The organism is Nonomuraea sp. NPDC048892 (genome assembly GCF_040649735.1).
In the GTDB taxonomy this organism is placed as follows: Bacteria; Actinomycetota; Actinomycetes; order Streptosporangiales; family Streptosporangiaceae; genus Nonomuraea; species Nonomuraea maheshkhaliensis.
Genome location: NZ_JBEZFZ010000005.1, coordinates 690485 through 705809 on the forward strand (window position 1 = coordinate 690485; position 15325 = coordinate 705809).

The window sequence follows — 15325 nt, forward strand, 5'->3', positions numbered from 1 at the left end:
AGTCATGCCCGAGATCGATGGGGACGTCGCACCGGGATTCGAGGCGGTGCGCACGGCGTTCGCCGCCAACCTGGACTCCGGCCAGGACGTCGGCGCGGCGGTGAGCGTCTACGTGCACGGCCGCAAGGTCGTCGACCTGTGGGGCGGGATCGCCGATCCCGAGGCCGGGCGTCCGTGGGAGCGCGACACCCTTCAGGTCGTCTACAGCACCACCAAGGCCGTCACGGCGGCCTGCGCGCTGCTGCTGGCCCAGCGGGGCGAGCTCGACCTGGACGCGCCCGTGGCCCGCTACTGGCCCGAGTTCGCGGCCCAGGGCAAGGAACGGCTGCCGGTGCGGTGGCTGCTCACCCACCAGGCCGGACTGCCCGCGGTCGACCGGCCGATCACCCCGGCCGAGGCCATCGCCTGGGAGCCCATGGTGCGCGCGCTCGCCGCGCAGAAGCCGTACTGGGAGCCGGGGACCGAGCACGGCTATCACGGGATGACGTACGGCTGGCTCGTCGGCGAGGTCGTACGCCGGGTCAGCGGCAGGAGTGTCGGCACGTTCCTCGCCGAGGAGATCGCGGGGCCGTACGGCATCGACTTCTGGATCGGCCTGCCCGAGTCCGAGCACCACCGCGTCAGCCGCATCCTCACCGACGAGGCCGCCTTCGACCCGAGCGCCATCGACCTCGACGCCCTCCCCGAGCCCATGCGCGAGATCCTGGCCGTCTACGCCGACCCCGACTCGCTCACCTCACGTGCGATGGGCGTCGTCAAGCCCGCGCTGGACCACAACGACCCCGCCGAGCAGGCCGCGGAACTGCCCGCGACCAACGGCATCTGCACGGCCCGCGGCCTGGCCCGCTTCTACGCGGCGCTCATCGGCGAGGTGGACGGCCGCCGCATCCTCACCCCCGGCAGCCTGGCCGCCGCGATCGAGGAGCGGGCCGCCGGGATCGACCGGATCCTGCGGATGCCCGTACGGATCGGCACCGGGTTCGGCCTGCCGGCGAAGGACGCGTACTGGTACTCGCCCTCCGCGTTCGGCTTCGGAGGCCTCGGCGGCTCCATCGGCTTCGCGGACCAGGAGAGCGGGATCGCCTTCGGCTACGTGATGAACCGCCTCAGGGAGGGCGTCCCCGACGACCGGGCCGCGAGCCTCTACCGCGCCGTACGCGCGGCCGTCGCGGCCTGACCGGCACGGCTCGGGAAACGCCGTCGGTTACCTGTCCGCGCCCCAGACTTGGACGATTCATTATCTTGTACAGTTCGTCTTTGTGGCGGTAGGTTTGACGGCATGACCGCATCCAGCACTCCGACCACCGCCGAGGAGTTGCGCGGCGCGGGCCTGCGGGTCACGGCCGCCCGCGTGGCACTGCTCGACACCGTCAGAGAAGGCGATCATCTCGGCGTCGAGGCGATCGCCGACGGAGTGCGCGAACGCGTCGGCCACGTCTCCCTGCAAGCCGTCTACGAGGCCCTGCACGCCCTCACGGCGGCGGGCCTCGTCCGCCGCATCGAACCGGCCGGCAGCCCGGCCCGCTACGAAGGCCGGGTCGGGGACAACCACCACCACATCGTCTGCCGGTCCTGCGGGGCCGTGGCCGACGTCGACTGTGCCGTCGGCCACGCGCCGTGCCTGAGCGCGTCCGAGGAGCACGGCTTCGTCATCGACGAGGCCGAGGTCATCTACTGGGGCTTGTGCCCCGCCTGTTCCACCGACATCAGTACCTGAGCAAACGTGATCTCCACAGTCCGGAAGGATGCCCATGTCCGAGAACCATGACGCGATCGTCACAGACCCGCAGCCGGAGGGCGAAAGCGGCTGCCCGGTCGCGCATACGCGCGCACCGCACCCGACGCAGGGTGGTGGCAACCGTCAGTGGTGGCCGGAGCGGCTCAACCTGAAGATCCTGGCCAAGAACCCCGCCGTGGCCAACCCCTTCGGCGGGGACTTCGACTACGCCGCGGCGTTCAAGAGCCTGGACCTCGCGGTCGTCAAGCGGGACATCGCCGAGGTGCTCACCACCTCGCAGGACTGGTGGCCGGCCGACTTCGGCCACTACGGCCCGTTCATCATCAGGATGGCCTGGCACAGCGCGGGCACGTACCGCATCAGCGACGGCCGCGGCGGCGCCGGAGCGGGCCAGCAGCGCTTCGCCCCGCTCAACAGCTGGCCCGACAACGCGAACCTGGACAAGGCCCGCCGCCTGCTGTGGCCGATCAAGAAGAAGTACGGCAAGAAGCTCTCCTGGGCCGACCTGCTCGTCCTGTCCGGCAACGTGGCCCTGGAGACGATGGGCTTCAAGACCTTCGGCTTCGCCGGCGGCCGTGAGGACGTCTGGGAGGCCGAGGAGGACGTCTACTGGGGTCCCGAGACCACCTGGCTCGGCGACGAGCGCTACACCGGTGACCGCGAGCTGGAAAACCCGCTCGGCGCCGTTCAGATGGGCCTCATCTACGTCAACCCCGAGGGCCCCAACGGCAACCCCGACCCGATCGCCGCCGCCCGCGACATCCGCGAGACGTTCCGCCGGATGGCGATGAACGACGAGGAGACCGCCGCCCTGATCGTCGGCGGCCACACCTTCGGCAAGACCCACGGCGCGGGCCCGTCCGACCACGTCGGCGACGACCCCGAGTCCGCCTCCATCGAGCAGCAGGGCCTGGGCTGGAAGAACAGCTTCGGCACCGGCAAGGGCGGCGACACCATCACCAGCGGCCTTGAGGGCATCTGGACCAACACCCCGATCACCTGGGACAACAGCTTCCTGGAGATCCTCTACGGCTACGAATGGGAGCTGTTCCAGAGCCCCGCCGGCGCCAACCAGTGGCGGCCGAAGGACGGCGCGGGCGCCGGCACCGTGCCCGACGCGCACGCCCCGACGAAGACGCACGCCCCGACGATGCTGACCACCGACCTGTCGATGCGCTACGACCCGATCTACGAGCAGATCACCCGGCGCTGGCTGGAGCACCCCGACGAGCTCGCGGACGCCTTCGCCAAGGCGTGGTACAAGCTGACCCACCGCGACATGGGCCCGATCGAGCGCTACCTCGGCCCCGAGGTCCCGGCCGAGGTCCTGCTGTGGCAGGACCCCCTGCCCAAGGCGACGTACGAGACCATCGACGCCGCCGACGTCGCCGCGCTCAAGGGCCAGATCCTGGCCTCGGGCCTGACGGTGTCGCAGCTCGTCTCCACGGCGTGGGCGTCGGCCTCCTCCTTCCGCGGCAGCGACAAGCGCGGCGGCGCCAACGGCGCCCGCATCCGCCTGCAGCCGCAGAGCTCGTGGGAGGTCAACGAGCCCGACCGCCTCGCGGCCGTGCTCGGCACGCTCGAAGGCATCCAGCAGTCCTTCAACGGCGCGCAGACCGGCGGCAAGCAGGTCTCGCTGGCCGACCTGATCGTGCTGGCCGGCGTCGCCGGCGTCGAGAAGGCCGCCAAGGACGCCGGTTACGCGATCGAGGTGCCCTTCCGTCCCGGCCGCGTGGACGCCACGCAGGAGCAGACGGACGTCGAGTCGTTCGCCGCCCTTGAGCCGGCCGCCGACGGCTTCCGCAACTACCTGGGCAAGGGCAACCGGCTGCCGGCCGAATACCTGCTGCTCGACCGGGCCAACCTGCTGACCCTCAGCGCCCCGGAGCTGACCGTCCTCATCGGCGGCCTGCGCGTCCTGGGCGCCAACTACCAGGGCTCGCAGCACGGCGTCCTCACCGAGACGCCCGGCGTCCTGACCAACGACTTCTTCGTCAACCTGCTCGACCTGGGCACGGAGTGGTCGGCCGTCGGGGGCGACGAGGACACGTTCGAGGCCCGCGACGCCGCCACCGGCCAGGTCAAGTGGACCGGCACCCGCGCCGACCTCGTCTTCGGCTCCAACTCGGAGCTGCGGGCGCTGGCTGAGGTCTATGCGAGTGATGACGCCAAGGAGAAGTTCGTCACGGACTTCGTGGCGGCATGGGACAAGGTCATGAACCTCGACCGGTTCGACATCGCCTGATCGGTTTTTGACTCGGGCCGGCCCGCTTGGGCCGGCCCGTTGTCTTCGTCGAGCCGTGGGTTACCTGACTGCCTCCAGGTTGGCTCGCACCGTCTTCGTCGTAGGGTGGTCGGCGCCCAGCGCCCGCTCAGTGGCCGTACGAGCGCGGGTGAGTACGCCGATCGCGCTGTTGATGGTGCCTTTGCCCTCTGAGGATGATGCCGGTGAGGTTGAATAGACGGGCAGTGGTGGAGGTGTCAGTGATGGGGTTGGTGTGATCGGCGAGGGTGGCGATGTGGGGGAGCAGCGCTCGCCAGAGTGGCCATCCGGCTGGATCCCACAGCGGCTCGGGGGCGACATTGTCAAGCAGGTGGGTGGCCCGGTCGCGGGCGGTGTCGATGGCTGTGGGTTGCCGGTGCGGGTCTTGGCTGTCGGGGGTGCGGGCGACGGCCTGGACGAGCCGGTGCACGGTGATCGCCTGGCCGTCGAGGGTGATCATGTTGTAGGCGGCCAGCTCGCCCAACGCGTGCTGCACCTAGCTCGGCTCGGCGTCCAGGTCGTCCAGCGGTCCGTCGAGCAGGGTGCGGGGGATGGGTTCGGCGTTGTACCAAGCCAGGATGCGCAGCAGGTCGTCGGCCAGGGGAGTGCCGGTCAGCTGGTCTAGGGTCAGGCGCCAGATGCGGGCGATGGTGCGTTCGGCGTCGGCGCCGCGGGCGGTCCGGTCGTATATCACCGCCGGCTGCTTTTTCAGCAGTTCCAGGTAGGCGTGCGGGGTCAGCCGGGTCTGGTGCAGGTAGGCGCCTGCCTGCTCGATCGCCAGCGGCAGATGTCCCAGCTCGTGTACCAGGTCGGCTGCTCCGTCCAGCTCCTGCGGCGGGTGCCCGTCGAGGACGGCCTGGACTGCGGAGGAGACGAGGCCAGGGGTAACAAGGCGGGCCAGGAGTTCGAGCGCTTCTCGTTCGCCCAGCACGTCCAGGCGCAGCAACTGGGCGTCCAGCCGGTGCCAGCTCTCGCTCAGTCGGCTGGTTACCAGCACCTGGCCGGTCAGGGTCCGCTGTAGCAGCGGCTGCACGTCGGCCGTGTTCACCACGTTGTCGAGTACCAGCAGCCATCCTTGATGGGCGGCCAGCCACGCGGTGGCCCGCTCGGCCAGCGCTTCCAATGGCAACACCGTAGCCAGTTCCGGCTGCAGTGCGACCGCCAGGCCCGCCAGGCCGGTCTCGACCGCCTATGCGGAGTCGGCCGTGACCCACCACACCGGATTCAGGCTTCCGCCATCCCGCCGCGCTGCCTAAGCGAGTGCGTAGTGCGCGGCCAGCGTGGATTTACCCACCCCACCCAGGCCATGCACTGCGGCCACCACCACTTCACCCCCGCCGCGCAGCGCCGCCTCCAGCCGGGCCAGTTCCTCACCGCGGCCGACGAACGTGCGCGTGTGCCGGGGCAGATTCACCAGCCGCGGCGGCGCGACCACCTCGGCCACCGGCCGAACCACCGCCTCCGGCAGCACCGTCTCGTTGATGGTCTGGTCCCGGACGGCCTGATACACGCGGCCCGACCCCGATGCCTCTGCCCGCATCTGTACGTTCGTCGTGTTGTCGCCGCTGGAGGCGATCCCGCTGTTGTCACCGCTGATCGCGATCGACCCAGGCCCGGAGGCGGAGGTCGACGTCCCGAACGTCGCCACCAGCACCCGCAATTCGGCCTCGGCAGCGGGATCGTCCTCCAACAGGTCGCTCAGCCGCAGCCGCCACGCCGCCTCCTGCTCGGCGCGTACCTGCTCCAGCTCCGCGCCGGTCCTGCCGGCGAGCTCAATCGGCGAGGAAGTCCAGGGCGATGGCCCAGGCGCGTTCGGCGGCCTCGGCGTCGTAATCGGGCAGGTCGGGGTCGGTGAACAGGTGGCCGACGCCCGGGTAGCGGAAGACCTCCACGTCGGCCCGTGCCTGGCGCATCCGCAGGTACCAGGCGTTCAGCCAGTCGACCGGCTCGTAGGTGTCGGGGTCGGCGACGTGCAACTGCACGGGCAGGTCGTCGGCGGACACGCCTTCGGCCATGTCGGACGTCCCGTGCAGCAGCAGTAGGCCGCGCGACTGCTCGTCGCCCAGGGCGAGGTTCTGCGCGATGGCCGCGCCGAGCGAGAAGCCCGCGTAGACCAGGCCGTCGGCCGACAGCGGGGCCGCCGCGGCCACGGCCCGCTTCAGCAGCTCGTCGCGGCCGATCTCGTCCTTGATCGCGATGCCCTCCTCGGGCGTGTCGACGACCCGGCCGTCGTACAGGTCGGGGACGTGCACGGTGTGACCGGCCGCCCGCAGCCGGTCGGCCGCCTGGTGGACGGCGGGCCGCAGGCCGTACATCGAGTGCAAGAGGAGAATCCGCGCCATGCGCGCAGCTTAGCCAGCCCGAGCCCGGCACCGGTCGCCCGCCCCGCGCGAGCCGCCGGAACCGTGGTGAGCCGGTCGAGGACGACGAGCACTCACGTCGGGGCGGTCAGGCGACCTTGGCGGAGGTGGCCTTCCAGGTGTTGCAGGCGCCCGGCTTGCCGCTCTTGTAGCCGGTCTCCAGCCAGTGGAGGCGGTTGGCGGGCTTGCCGTGGAACTTGTGCTTCCAGATGTCCGGCACCTTGGTGACGGGCTTCCAGTCCTTGACCCGGCGCCCCAGCGCCTTCGCCGACACGCCGTGGAAGCAGTCGATCTGCAGGTAGTAGCGGCGGTTGTGCTCGTGCAGGACGGTTTCCGACGCGCCGTTCGGCAGCGCCCACCAGGCCGAGCCGATGCCGGTCTGCCCGGTCACGACCCCGCTCCAGGTGGCGGCGATGGAGGTGAACACCGCGAAGTCGTTCTTGGCCCTGATCCAGTCGTCGGCCACCCTGACGCGGATCTCCCTGAAGCAGATCTCGGAGAACGAACGGGAGAGGCTCACGCCGGTGGAGCAGGACTCCTTGTCGTCCTCGCTCTTGAACGTCACCTTCACGGGCTGGAAGTCCTTGATGGCCGGCTTCCACGCCTTGTTCAGGCAGTCGACGAGCTTGGTGACGTACTTCTTGGTGGACGCCCTACTCGTCCCCTTGGTGAGCTTGCAGGCGGCTTTGGGGGCTTTGGCCTTGTAGAGGTCGTTGTGGGTCAGCTCGGGTGCGCCCTTGACCGGCTCCGCGGTGGCCGGGACGGAGACGAGTGCCAGGCCCACTGCGGTGCCGGCTAATAAGCGAATGATCATAAAAGTGGATCTTAATCCCCGTGCTGGAGGTGGTCCGTCGGCCTGGGATCTTGTGTTGGTCTTGTGCACGGGGGCCGTCTCGGGACGCTCAGGCCGGCGGGTTCATCGCCGCCAGGCGGGCGCCGTCGGTCAGGGCCGTGATGGCGGTGATCCTGTCGCCGGTGACGGTGAAGTACAGGATCGACAGCGGGGTGCCGTCAGCACGCCAGGACATGAACCCCGGCAGGCCGTCCACCAGCACCTCCCGCATCCGTGCCGCCGCGCCGGAGAACAGCCGCGCCCGGCCGGCGACCTCGGTCGCCCCGAGCACGACGACCTCGCCACCCGGGGCGTCGACGGTCAGTTTCACGTCGGGGTCGAGCACGCGCAGCAGCCCCTCGAAGTCGCCGTCCCGCGCGGCCGCGCGGAAGGCCCGCACCACCTGCCGCTGCTCCCGCCCGGGGACGAGCTCACCCTCCGTCGCCCGCACCTTCCTGCGGGCGCGGCTGGCCAGCATCTTGGCCGCGTCGGCCGACCTGCCGAGGATCCGGCCGATCTCGTCGAACGGCACCGCGAACAGGTCGTGCAGGACGAACGCCAGCCGTTCGCCCGGCGTGAGCGACTCCAGGACGACGAGGAGCGCCAGCCCGACCGAGTCCGCCAGCACCGCCTCGTCCTCCGGCTCCGCCTCCTCGTCGAGGACGACGACGCCCGGCAGGCGGTCACCGTAGGACGCCTCGGGGTGGGTCTTCCGCGAGCGCAGGACGTCGAGACTGATCCGGCCGACCACCGTGGTCAGCCAGCCGGCCAGGTTGTGGACGGCCGCCGCGTCCTGGCGGGAGAGCCGCAGCCAGGCCTCTTGGACCACGTCCTCGGCGTCGGCGTGCGAGCCCAGCATGCGGAAGGCGACTGCGCGCAGTCGCTCGCGCTGCGCCTCGAACGCCTCGGTCACCAGGTCTGCCTGGCGGTGGTCGGACATGTCGTTACCTTCCTCGAAACCGCTCCGTCATAGGTGATGACGGGCCAGGACCGGCCCGGGTAACCGGAACGAAGGAGCGACAACGATGCAAGCACGGATGCAGAGCCCGGCCGACGCCGACGTCATGGCGGCCATCAAGGGGCTCTACAAGGCTATGTACTCGGGCGGGGTGGACCCGCGCGTGCTGGAGCTGGTCCATCTGCGGGCCAGCCAGATCAACGGCTGCTCCGCCTGCGTCTTCGCCGGGATCCACTCGGCCAGGAAGCACGGGGAGAGCGACGAACGGCTGCACAGCGTGGCCGCGTGGCGCGAGACGCCCTTCTTCACGGAGGCGGAGCGGGCGGCGCTCGCGCTGGCGGAGGCGGCCACCCGGATCCAGGACGGGTCGCCGGGGGTGACCGACGAGATCTGGGCCGCCGCGGCCGAGCACTTCGACGAGCGGCAGTTGTCGGCTGTCGTTCTGGACATCGCGCTGACCAACTTCTTCAACCGGATCAACCACACGATCAGGGAGCAGGCCGGCAAGACCTGGTGACCCGGCCGTGGCCGCGCCACCGGGCTTTTTCGGCCGGTGGGCCGCCCTGGTCGGCTTGAGGGGCCGGTGTCACAAATGCGATGGCTTTCGTGGGTACGGTGCCGCTGTTGCGGGGATGGCGGGGGTTATGGCTGGCACGTGCGGTAGGTAATGTGTGGGGCTGTGACGACGTTCAGGATCAGTGAGGCCGCGGCGTTGCTCGGCGTCAGCTCCGACACGGTCCGCCGCTGGGTTGACGCGGGCCGCCTCGGGGCCGAGCGGGACGAGCACGGTCACCGGCGGGTGAATGGGGCCGATCTGGCCGCTTTCGCCCGCGCGCAGGTGGGGGCCGATGACGACGGCGGCCGTTCGTCGGCGCGCAACCGGTTCCGGGGGATCGTCACCGAGGTGATCCGCGACGCGGTGATGGCCCAGGTGGAGATCGCCGCGGGGCCGTTCCGGGTGGTGTCGCTGATGAGCCGCCAGGCCGCCGACGAGCTGGGGCTGGAGCCCGGCGTGGTGGCGGTCGCCGTGATCAAGTCCACCAACGTCGTCGTGGAGGTTCCCGGGCGCGACCGTGTGGCCGGGCAGGTGTGAGGAGGCGGTTCGTGGGTTGCGCCGGTTCCCTGCGGCGGTGCCGGACGCTGTCCGCAGCCCAGGTGGTGTCGCGGTCAAGCGCGGCGGCCGAGGCGGGTTGCGAAGTCCGCTGATGAGCAGCCCCATACCGGAACCAGACGCCGGGCCCCACGACGGTCCCGGTGGCGGCCTCCGCCACGGCGCCCGAGACGGACACCGTAATGGACGCCGTAATGGACGCCGTGACGGGGCCGCTCGGCGTTCGGAGTCAGGGCGTGGGATCTCCGGGCGGTTGCCGTGGGTGCTGGTGGTGCCCGCCGTGCTGGGGCTGGTCTTTCTGGTGTTGCCGCTGGCGGGGCTGCTGGTCCGGGCTCCCTGGGCGACGTTGCTGGAACGGCTGGCCGAGCCGCAGGTGCTGGAGGCGTTGCGGTTGTCGCTGGTCACCGCGACCGTCGCCACCGTCCTGTGCCTGGTGCTGGGGGTGCCGCTGGCGTGGTTGCTGGCCCGGGTGGAGTTTCCTGGCCGGCGGGTGGTGCGGGCTCTGGTGACCGTGCCGCTGGTGCTGCCGCCGGTGGTCGGGGGTGTCGCGTTGCTGCTGGTATTGGGGCGGCGGGGGCTGGTCGGGCAGTGGCTGGAGGCCGGTTTCGGGGTCACGCTGCCGTTCACCACGGCGGGGGTGGTCGTGGCGGAGGCGTTCGTGGCGATGCCGTTCCTGGTGATCAGCGTGGAGGGTGCGTTGCGTGCCGCCGACAGGCGGTTCGAGGAGGCCGCGGCGACGCTGGGGGCCTCACGGTGGACGGTGTTCCGGCGGGTGACGCTGCCCATGGTCATGCCGGGGGTCGTCGCGGGGGCGGTGCTCTGCTGGGCGCGGGCGCTGGGCGAGTTCGGGGCGACGATCACATTCGCCGGCAATTTTCCCGGTACGACCCGGACGATGCCGCTGGCCGTCTATCTGGCGCTGGAGACCGAGCCGGAGGCGGCCATCGTGCTCAGCCTGGTGCTGCTGGCCGTGTCGGTGGTCATCCTGGCCAGCCTGCGCGACCGGTGGGTGAGTGCGCCGTGAGTCTTGACGCTCGGCTCGTGGTCGAGCGGGCCGCCTTCACGCTCGACCTGACGCTCGACGTACGGCCGGGCGAGGTGGTGGCGCTGCTCGGGCCCAACGGTGCGGGCAAGACCACCGCTCTGCGTGGCCTGGCGGGGCTGACCCGGTTGTCCGGTGGGCACATCACCCTGCGCGGCAGGCAGTTGCACACCCTGCCCGCCGAGAGCCGGCCGATCGGCATGGTGTTCCAGGACTACCTGCTGTTCCCGCACCTGTCCGCGCTGGACAACGTCGCGTTCGGTCTCCGCTGCCAGGGGAGGCCCAAGGCCGACGCCAGGGCCGCCGCCGCTGTGCTGCTGGAACGGGTCGGGCTGGGCGATCGGGCGGCGGCCAGGCCGCGGCAGTTGTCCGGCGGGCAGGCCCAGCGGGTCGCGCTCGCCCGCGCGCTCGCCGTACAGCCCGAACTGCTGCTGCTGGACGAGCCCCTGGCGGCGCTCGACGCGCACACCCGGCTGGAGATCCGGTCCCAGTTGCGGCGGCATCTGGCCGACTTCGACGGCGTCACCGTGCTGGTCACCCACGATCCGCTGGACGCGATGGTGCTGGCCGATCGGCTGATCGTCATCGAGCACGGCGCCGTCGTCCAGCAGGGCGCCCCGGCCGAGGTCGCCCGGCGGCCCCGTACCGACTACGTGGCCCGGCTCGTCGGGCTCAACCTGTATCGCGGCGTGGCCGGCGGGGGCCGGGTCGAGGTGGGGGAGTTGCTGCTGCACACCTCCGAACCTCCGATCGACGGGGCGGCGTTCGTCGCCTTTCCTCCCGCCGCCGTGGCGCTGTACCGGACCCGCCCGGACGGCAGCCCGCGCAACCTGTGGCAGGCCCGCATCGGAGGGATCGAACGGCACGGCGACAACGTCCGCGTCCACCTGGACGGTCCGATCGCCGCCTTCGCCGACATCACGCCCGCCGCGCTCGCCGACCTCGACCTGACCCCCGGCCAGCGGATCTGGGCCTCGGTCAAGGCCACGGAAACCCACGCCTACCCGGCCTGAGCTGCCGAGGGTGCCGGGGGTCGAGATGGCCGGAGGGAGGAAAGCGGCGACCAGCAGCCGGTGGGTCAGGCGGCGACGGCGGCGCGGAAGGTGGCCAGGGCCTCGGGGCCGAAGTAGGCGCCGTAGCTGGTCGTCGTGTTGCGCAGGGCGTGGGTGGAGATCACGTAGCCGGTGCCGGTGGTCCGGTTGAACTCCTGGAACCAGGGCCCGCCGCTGGAGCCGCCGCCCATGTCGCAGAGCATCGCGTACTTCATGCCGTACGAGGGGTTGACGGACGCGCCGCTGCAGTACTGCAGGGTCTTGCCGCCGTTGCCGTTGCTCGGGTAGCCGAACAGGGTGTTGGACGTGCCCTCGGTGGTCACGTTGAACCTGATGCCCTGCCCGCCCACGGTCTGCACCGGGGTCTTGCTCTTCACCTTGTTGACGACGAGCATGCCGAAGTCGAGCGGCGGCTGGTGGGCGTTGTCCTTGTAGTAGCCGGACCAGATGTACATGGTGCGCGCCGTGAACTTCCCGTACGGCGCCGCCCCGTCCTTGTACGCGGGCACGAAGACCAGGTTGGTGCTCCAGCGCCCTTCACCGTCGATCATCGCGTGGGCGACGGTCACGATGACGTCCCCGTCGGCGCTGTTCACCACGGTGCCGGAGGCCACGAAGTTCTTGCCGTTGCCGCCGGTGCCGAACACCTTGCCGGCCGTCTTGGCGATCAGGCCGCCGCCCTTCCACGTCTGCTGGGCGGCCGCCTTGGCGACGAAGGGGAAGCCGTTCGTGGGCTTGGGTCCCGGGCGCGGGCCGGCGACGGGCGCGAACTCCACCGGCTCGCCGGCCGCGGCCGACGTCGTGGCGCGGCTGGTCGCCGCCTTGGCCGAGCCGGCCGGGGCGGCCAGCGGCTGGGCGGCGCGCATGCGCTCGGGCGTCCAGTAGTCGTCACCCGCGGCGAAGGTGGCCGCGAGCCGATGCTCGACGGGTCCGTCCTTGGTGGGCGCGGCCAGAGCGGCGGGCGCGGCAAAGGCGGTGGGTGCGGCGATGGCGCCGGACCCGAGCAGCATGGTGGTCAACCCGGCAACGGCCAGGATACGCATGGGGCCTCCGTGACAAATGTGGTTACGGAGATTTACCACACATGTCGGCTATGGCGGGAATTAGAGATCTGGCCGGGCCGAATGCGCAAGTGGGAGGCGGCAAAGGCTAGGGGCGGTCGGCGCAGAGGGTGAGTGGTGGGTGGCGGTACACGATGGCGCGCGGCAGCACGTCAGGGGTCTTGGTCCAGTTCGGTACGTCCTTGCCGCAGACCGAGGCGTCGGCGGTGCCGTCCGACACCTTGGTGACCCGGTAGGTCGCGGAGGGGCCGCAGCTCACCTTGGACGCCCGGCCGGTCGGGAAGCCGATCTCCTGGTAGAAGCAGTCGCCTTCCTGCGCGTTCAGCGTCAGGCACAGGCGGGTGCGCGACCGGCGGGTGCCGATCTCCAGATATCCGTTGGTGCTGTCACCGCATTGGTCGTTCTTCTCGATCATCTTGTACGCGGCCCGCGGGCTCGTGCACGGGACGAGGCGGAAGTCGTCCCGGACGGTCTTGCCGCCCTTGCCCTGCGCTTCGAGGCAGGAGCCGACCGTGGCCCGGCTCGGATCGTCCTCGGCGGCGCAGCCGGCCGTCACGGTGAGCAGGAGTGCGCAGGCGAGCCCCATGGTGAGACGAGTGGTGAGGCCCCTGACGAGGCTGGGGCGGGGGAGTGAGCGGTGGTGTGTGGGGCCGGTCATGGCACGGCAGCCTAGTGAGCTCGCCGGACGCTTCCCCTCATTTACCGAATAGCCGAAATGTCAGGCGTCACTCCGGCCACGGCGAGTCGAGGATCGTGTCGACGAAGTTCCCTCGCCGATAGCCGGGCACATACCGTTCGAGCACGTCGGCCTTCACGTTCCCGAACGTGGTCTCCGGCTTGGGCGCGATGCCCTCCGTGAACGCCCGCAGGATCGCCTGCTTGAAGCCGGGCCGAGGATGCAGCGCGGTGACCTCGGCGCGCTGCTCGTCGGTGAGGTCGTAGTAGCCGAGGCCGAGCACGTCGTACTCGACGCCCGCGGTGACCAGGGCGACCTCGGGCTCCATGTACTCGGGGATGCCGGGAGTCGTGTGCAGCGCGATGGCGGTCCACACCCGCCGGACGCTGTCCTCGGGCACACCGCGCTCGCGCAGGAAGCGGCGGGCGGCGTCGGCGCCGTCCACCTCGAAGCGCCGCCCGCTGCCGCGGTGCTCCTCGTTCAGCCCAAGGTCGTGGAACATGGCGCCGAGGTAGAGCAACTCGGGGTCGAAGCTGAGGTCGCGCTCGCGGCCCTGGAGGACGCCCCAGAAATAGACCCGGCGCGAATGGTGGTAGATCAGGTCACTGGTGGCCTGCCGCACGAAGTCGGTGGCCTCGGCCGCCAGCCTGGTGTCGGGAACGGTCTGCTTGATCCCCATGGCTACCCCCGTCTCACGCCTTCCCGGCGTCCCACGGAACCCTTCCCGCCGCCGCGACCGCGCCGCATGCATGAAACGGTGAAGATCTAACAAAGCCCCTTTTGTACGCCTTCACTCGCCCCCAGGTCTCCGCCGACTTATAGGGATATATTCGGATTTAGAGGACAAAACGTCCGTCGTTTGTCTTCGTCCCCGGCGGGGAGGAGGTGGTCCGCGAGCCTGTGCCGCGAACGCATGCCCCATCACTTCCGACGCGAGGGAGAAAGCACCATGCCTGGTAACAAGGGAGTCATCTACGAAGGCCCAGGCAAGGTCGAGGTCCACGAGATCGACTATCCCGGATTCGAGCTGAAGGACGGCCCCGGCGTGAATCCGGCCAACGTCGGCCGCAAGTTGCCGCACGCCGCGATACTCAAGGCGGTCGCGACCAACATCTGCGGCAGCGACCAGCACATGGTACGCGGGCGCACCACCGCCCCCCAGGGCCTCGTCCTCGGTCACGAGATCACCGGGGAGGTCGTGGAGACGGGCCCAGGCGTGGAGTTCATCAAAAAGGGCGACCTAGTGTCGGTCCCGTTCAACATCGCCTGCGGCCGCTGCCGCAACTGCAAGGAGGGCAACACCGGCATCTGCGAGAACGTCAACCCCGACCGGCCCGGCTCGGCGTACGGCTACGTCGACATGGGCGGCTGGGTCGGCGGGCAGGCCGAGTACGTCCTCGTCCCGTACGCCGACTGGAACCTGCTGAAATTCCCCGACAAGGACCAGGCGATGGAGAAGATCCTCGACCTGGCCATGCTCGCGGACATCTTCCCGACCGGCTTCCACGGCTGTGTGACGGCGGGAGTGGGTCCCGGATCCACGGTCTACATCGCCGGGGCGGGACCGGTCGGCCTGGCCGCCGCCGCGTCCGCGCACCTGCTCGGGGCCGCCGTGGTGATCGTCGGTGACCTGAACAAGGAACGTCTGGACCAGGCCCGCAGCTTCGGCTGCGAGACCGTCAACGTCGCCATGGGCGAACCGAGGGACCAGATCGAGCAGATCCTCGGCGAGCCTGAGGTGGACTGCGCCGTGGACGCGGTCGGCTTCGAGGCGCGCGGTCACGGCCGCGAGGCCGAGGTGGAGCGCCCCGCCACCGTGCTCAACACGCTCATGGACGTCACCAGGGCGGGCGGCGCGCTCGGCATCCCCGGCCTGTACGTGACGGGCGACCCGGGCGCCGCCGACGAGGCCGCCAAGCACGGGTCGCTGTCCATCCGCATCGGTCTGGGCTGGGCCAAGTCGCACAGCTTCGCCACCGGCCAGTGCCCTGTCATGCGCTACAACCGTCGGCTGATGCAGGCGATCCTGCACGACAAGGTGCAGATCGCCAAGGCGGTCAACGCCACGGCGATCGGGCTGGACGAGGCGCCGCGCGGGTATCACGAGTTCGACGAGGGCGCGGCCCGCAAGTACGTCCTCGACCCGAACGGCATGCTCCCCAAGGCGGCCTGACCGGCGCGGCCCCGGAGGCCGCCGCCATCCCCGCGGCCTCCGGCGGCCCGCCCTGTCGC

At 70.5% G+C, this 15325-nt stretch carries 17 protein-coding genes; 8 read left to right on the plus strand and 9 right to left on the minus strand.

Annotation, left to right across the window (positions count from 1 at the left end; translation table 11 throughout):
* Nucleotides 1–4: 4 nt before the first annotated feature.
* The 3 genes from AB0C28_RS20470 (at nt 5) to katG (ending at nt 3983) form a co-directional block, all read left to right on the plus strand.
* The gene (locus AB0C28_RS20470; protein ID WP_357846845.1) at nt 5–1177 is read left to right on the plus strand and encodes a serine hydrolase domain-containing protein; all 1173 of its coding nucleotides are present in this window, start codon (nt 5–7) and stop codon (nt 1175–1177) included.
* 102 nt (nt 1178–1279) lie between these two features.
* Complete coding sequence (locus AB0C28_RS20475; RefSeq protein ID WP_357846843.1) at nt 1280–1717, plus strand: Fur family transcriptional regulator; 438 nt, start codon at nt 1280–1282, stop codon at nt 1715–1717.
* Nucleotides 1718–1751: 34 nt separating this feature from the next.
* Entirely contained in the window at nt 1752–3983 is a 2232-nt protein-coding gene (gene katG, locus AB0C28_RS20480) for a catalase/peroxidase HPI (RefSeq protein WP_357846841.1), read from the plus strand.
* Nucleotides 3984–4110: 127 nt separating this feature from the next.
* Here katG and AB0C28_RS20485 read toward each other — a convergent pair whose 3' ends face one another.
* The 6 genes from AB0C28_RS20485 to AB0C28_RS20510 all read right to left on the minus strand — a co-directional run bounded on the left by AB0C28_RS20485 (nt 4111) and on the right by AB0C28_RS20510 (nt 8133).
* The gene (locus tag AB0C28_RS20485; protein WP_358076342.1) at nt 4111–4497 is read right to left on the minus strand and encodes a hypothetical protein; all 387 of its coding nucleotides are present in this window, start codon (nt 4495–4497) and stop codon (nt 4111–4113) included.
* Nucleotides 4498–5124: a hypothetical protein gene (locus AB0C28_RS20490; RefSeq protein ID WP_358076345.1), complete on the minus strand. Its 627-nt coding sequence runs from the start codon at nt 5122–5124 to the stop codon at nt 4498–4500.
* A gap of 129 nt (nt 5125–5253) precedes the next feature.
* Entirely contained in the window at nt 5254–5691 is a 438-nt protein-coding gene (locus AB0C28_RS20495) for an ATP-binding protein (protein ID WP_358076349.1), read from the minus strand.
* Between the two features lie 82 nt (nt 5692–5773).
* Nucleotides 5774–6343, minus strand: a complete 570-nt coding sequence (locus AB0C28_RS20500; RefSeq protein WP_357846837.1) for a dienelactone hydrolase family protein — start codon at nt 6341–6343, stop codon at nt 5774–5776.
* 106 nt (nt 6344–6449) lie between these two features.
* Nucleotides 6450–7175 carry a hypothetical protein gene (locus AB0C28_RS20505; protein WP_357846835.1) on the minus strand — a complete coding sequence of 242 codons (726 nt, stop codon included), beginning with the start codon at nt 7173–7175 and terminating at the stop codon, nt 6450–6452.
* An 88-nt stretch (nt 7176–7263) separates the two neighbouring features.
* Nucleotides 7264–8133, minus strand: coding sequence for a sigma-70 family RNA polymerase sigma factor (locus tag AB0C28_RS20510; RefSeq protein ID WP_357846833.1), 870 nt, complete (start codon nt 8131–8133; stop codon nt 7264–7266).
* Between the two features lie 85 nt (nt 8134–8218).
* Here AB0C28_RS20510 and AB0C28_RS20515 point away from each other — a divergent pair, with 85 nt between their 5' ends.
* From AB0C28_RS20515 to AB0C28_RS20530, 4 genes are all read left to right on the plus strand, one after another.
* Nucleotides 8219–8668: a carboxymuconolactone decarboxylase family protein gene (locus tag AB0C28_RS20515; RefSeq protein ID WP_357846831.1), complete on the plus strand. Its 450-nt coding sequence runs from the start codon at nt 8219–8221 to the stop codon at nt 8666–8668.
* Between the two features lie 162 nt (nt 8669–8830).
* On the plus strand, nt 8831–9244 hold the full coding sequence (locus tag AB0C28_RS20520) for a helix-turn-helix transcriptional regulator (protein ID WP_357846829.1): 414 nt from the start codon (nt 8831–8833) through the stop codon (nt 9242–9244).
* Nucleotides 9245–9503: 259 nt separating this feature from the next.
* The gene (locus tag AB0C28_RS20525; protein WP_357847865.1) at nt 9504–10286 is read left to right on the plus strand and encodes an ABC transporter permease; all 783 of its coding nucleotides are present in this window, start codon (nt 9504–9506) and stop codon (nt 10284–10286) included.
* Complete coding sequence (locus AB0C28_RS20530; RefSeq protein ID WP_357846827.1) at nt 10283–11317, plus strand: ABC transporter ATP-binding protein; 1035 nt, start codon at nt 10283–10285, stop codon at nt 11315–11317. Before AB0C28_RS20525 ends, AB0C28_RS20530 begins: the two co-directional genes overlap by 4 nt.
* A 65-nt stretch (nt 11318–11382) precedes the next feature.
* Here the strand turns inward: AB0C28_RS20530 and AB0C28_RS20535 are convergent, their stop codons facing one another.
* From AB0C28_RS20535 to AB0C28_RS20545, 3 genes are all read right to left on the minus strand, one after another.
* The gene (locus AB0C28_RS20535; RefSeq protein WP_358076352.1) at nt 11383–12399 is read right to left on the minus strand and encodes a hypothetical protein; all 1017 of its coding nucleotides are present in this window, start codon (nt 12397–12399) and stop codon (nt 11383–11385) included.
* A 106-nt stretch (nt 12400–12505) separates the two neighbouring features.
* Entirely contained in the window at nt 12506–13075 is a 570-nt protein-coding gene (locus AB0C28_RS20540; protein WP_357846823.1) for a hypothetical protein, read from the minus strand.
* A gap of 67 nt (nt 13076–13142) precedes the next feature.
* On the minus strand, nt 13143–13772 hold the full coding sequence (locus AB0C28_RS20545; RefSeq protein ID WP_357846821.1) for an HD domain-containing protein: 630 nt from the start codon (nt 13770–13772) through the stop codon (nt 13143–13145).
* Nucleotides 13773–14042: 270 nt separating this feature from the next.
* On the opposite strand from AB0C28_RS20545, the gene fdhA reads away from it, so the two are divergent.
* Nucleotides 14043–15266: a formaldehyde dehydrogenase, glutathione-independent gene (gene fdhA / locus AB0C28_RS20550; protein WP_357846819.1), complete on the plus strand. Its 1224-nt coding sequence runs from the start codon at nt 14043–14045 to the stop codon at nt 15264–15266.
* Nucleotides 15267–15325: the final 59 nt, after the last annotated feature.

Coding starts and splice junctions, on each gene's coding strand:
- katG (WP_357846841.1), top strand. CDS start 1,752: ATGTCCGAGAACCATGACGCGATCGTCACAGACCCGCAGCCGGAGGGC.
- AB0C28_RS20545 (WP_357846821.1), bottom strand. CDS start 13,772: ATGGGGATCAAGCAGACCGTTCCCGACACCAGGCTGGCGGCCGAGGCC.
- AB0C28_RS20510 (WP_357846833.1), bottom strand. CDS start 8,133: ATGTCCGACCACCGCCAGGCAGACCTGGTGACCGAGGCGTTCGAGGCG.
- AB0C28_RS20470 (WP_357846845.1), top strand. CDS start 5: ATGCCCGAGATCGATGGGGACGTCGCACCGGGATTCGAGGCGGTGCGC.
- AB0C28_RS20475 (WP_357846843.1), top strand. CDS start 1,280: ATGACCGCATCCAGCACTCCGACCACCGCCGAGGAGTTGCGCGGCGCG.
- AB0C28_RS20515 (WP_357846831.1), top strand. CDS start 8,219: ATGCAAGCACGGATGCAGAGCCCGGCCGACGCCGACGTCATGGCGGCC.
- AB0C28_RS20500 (WP_357846837.1), bottom strand. CDS start 6,343: ATGGCGCGGATTCTCCTCTTGCACTCGATGTACGGCCTGCGGCCCGCC.
- AB0C28_RS20540 (WP_357846823.1), bottom strand. CDS start 13,075: ATGACCGGCCCCACACACCACCGCTCACTCCCCCGCCCCAGCCTCGTC.
- fdhA (WP_357846819.1), top strand. CDS start 14,043: ATGCCTGGTAACAAGGGAGTCATCTACGAAGGCCCAGGCAAGGTCGAG.
- AB0C28_RS20505 (WP_357846835.1), bottom strand. CDS start 7,175: ATGATCATTCGCTTATTAGCCGGCACCGCAGTGGGCCTGGCACTCGTC.
- AB0C28_RS20535 (WP_358076352.1), bottom strand. CDS start 12,399: ATGCGTATCCTGGCCGTTGCCGGGTTGACCACCATGCTGCTCGGGTCC.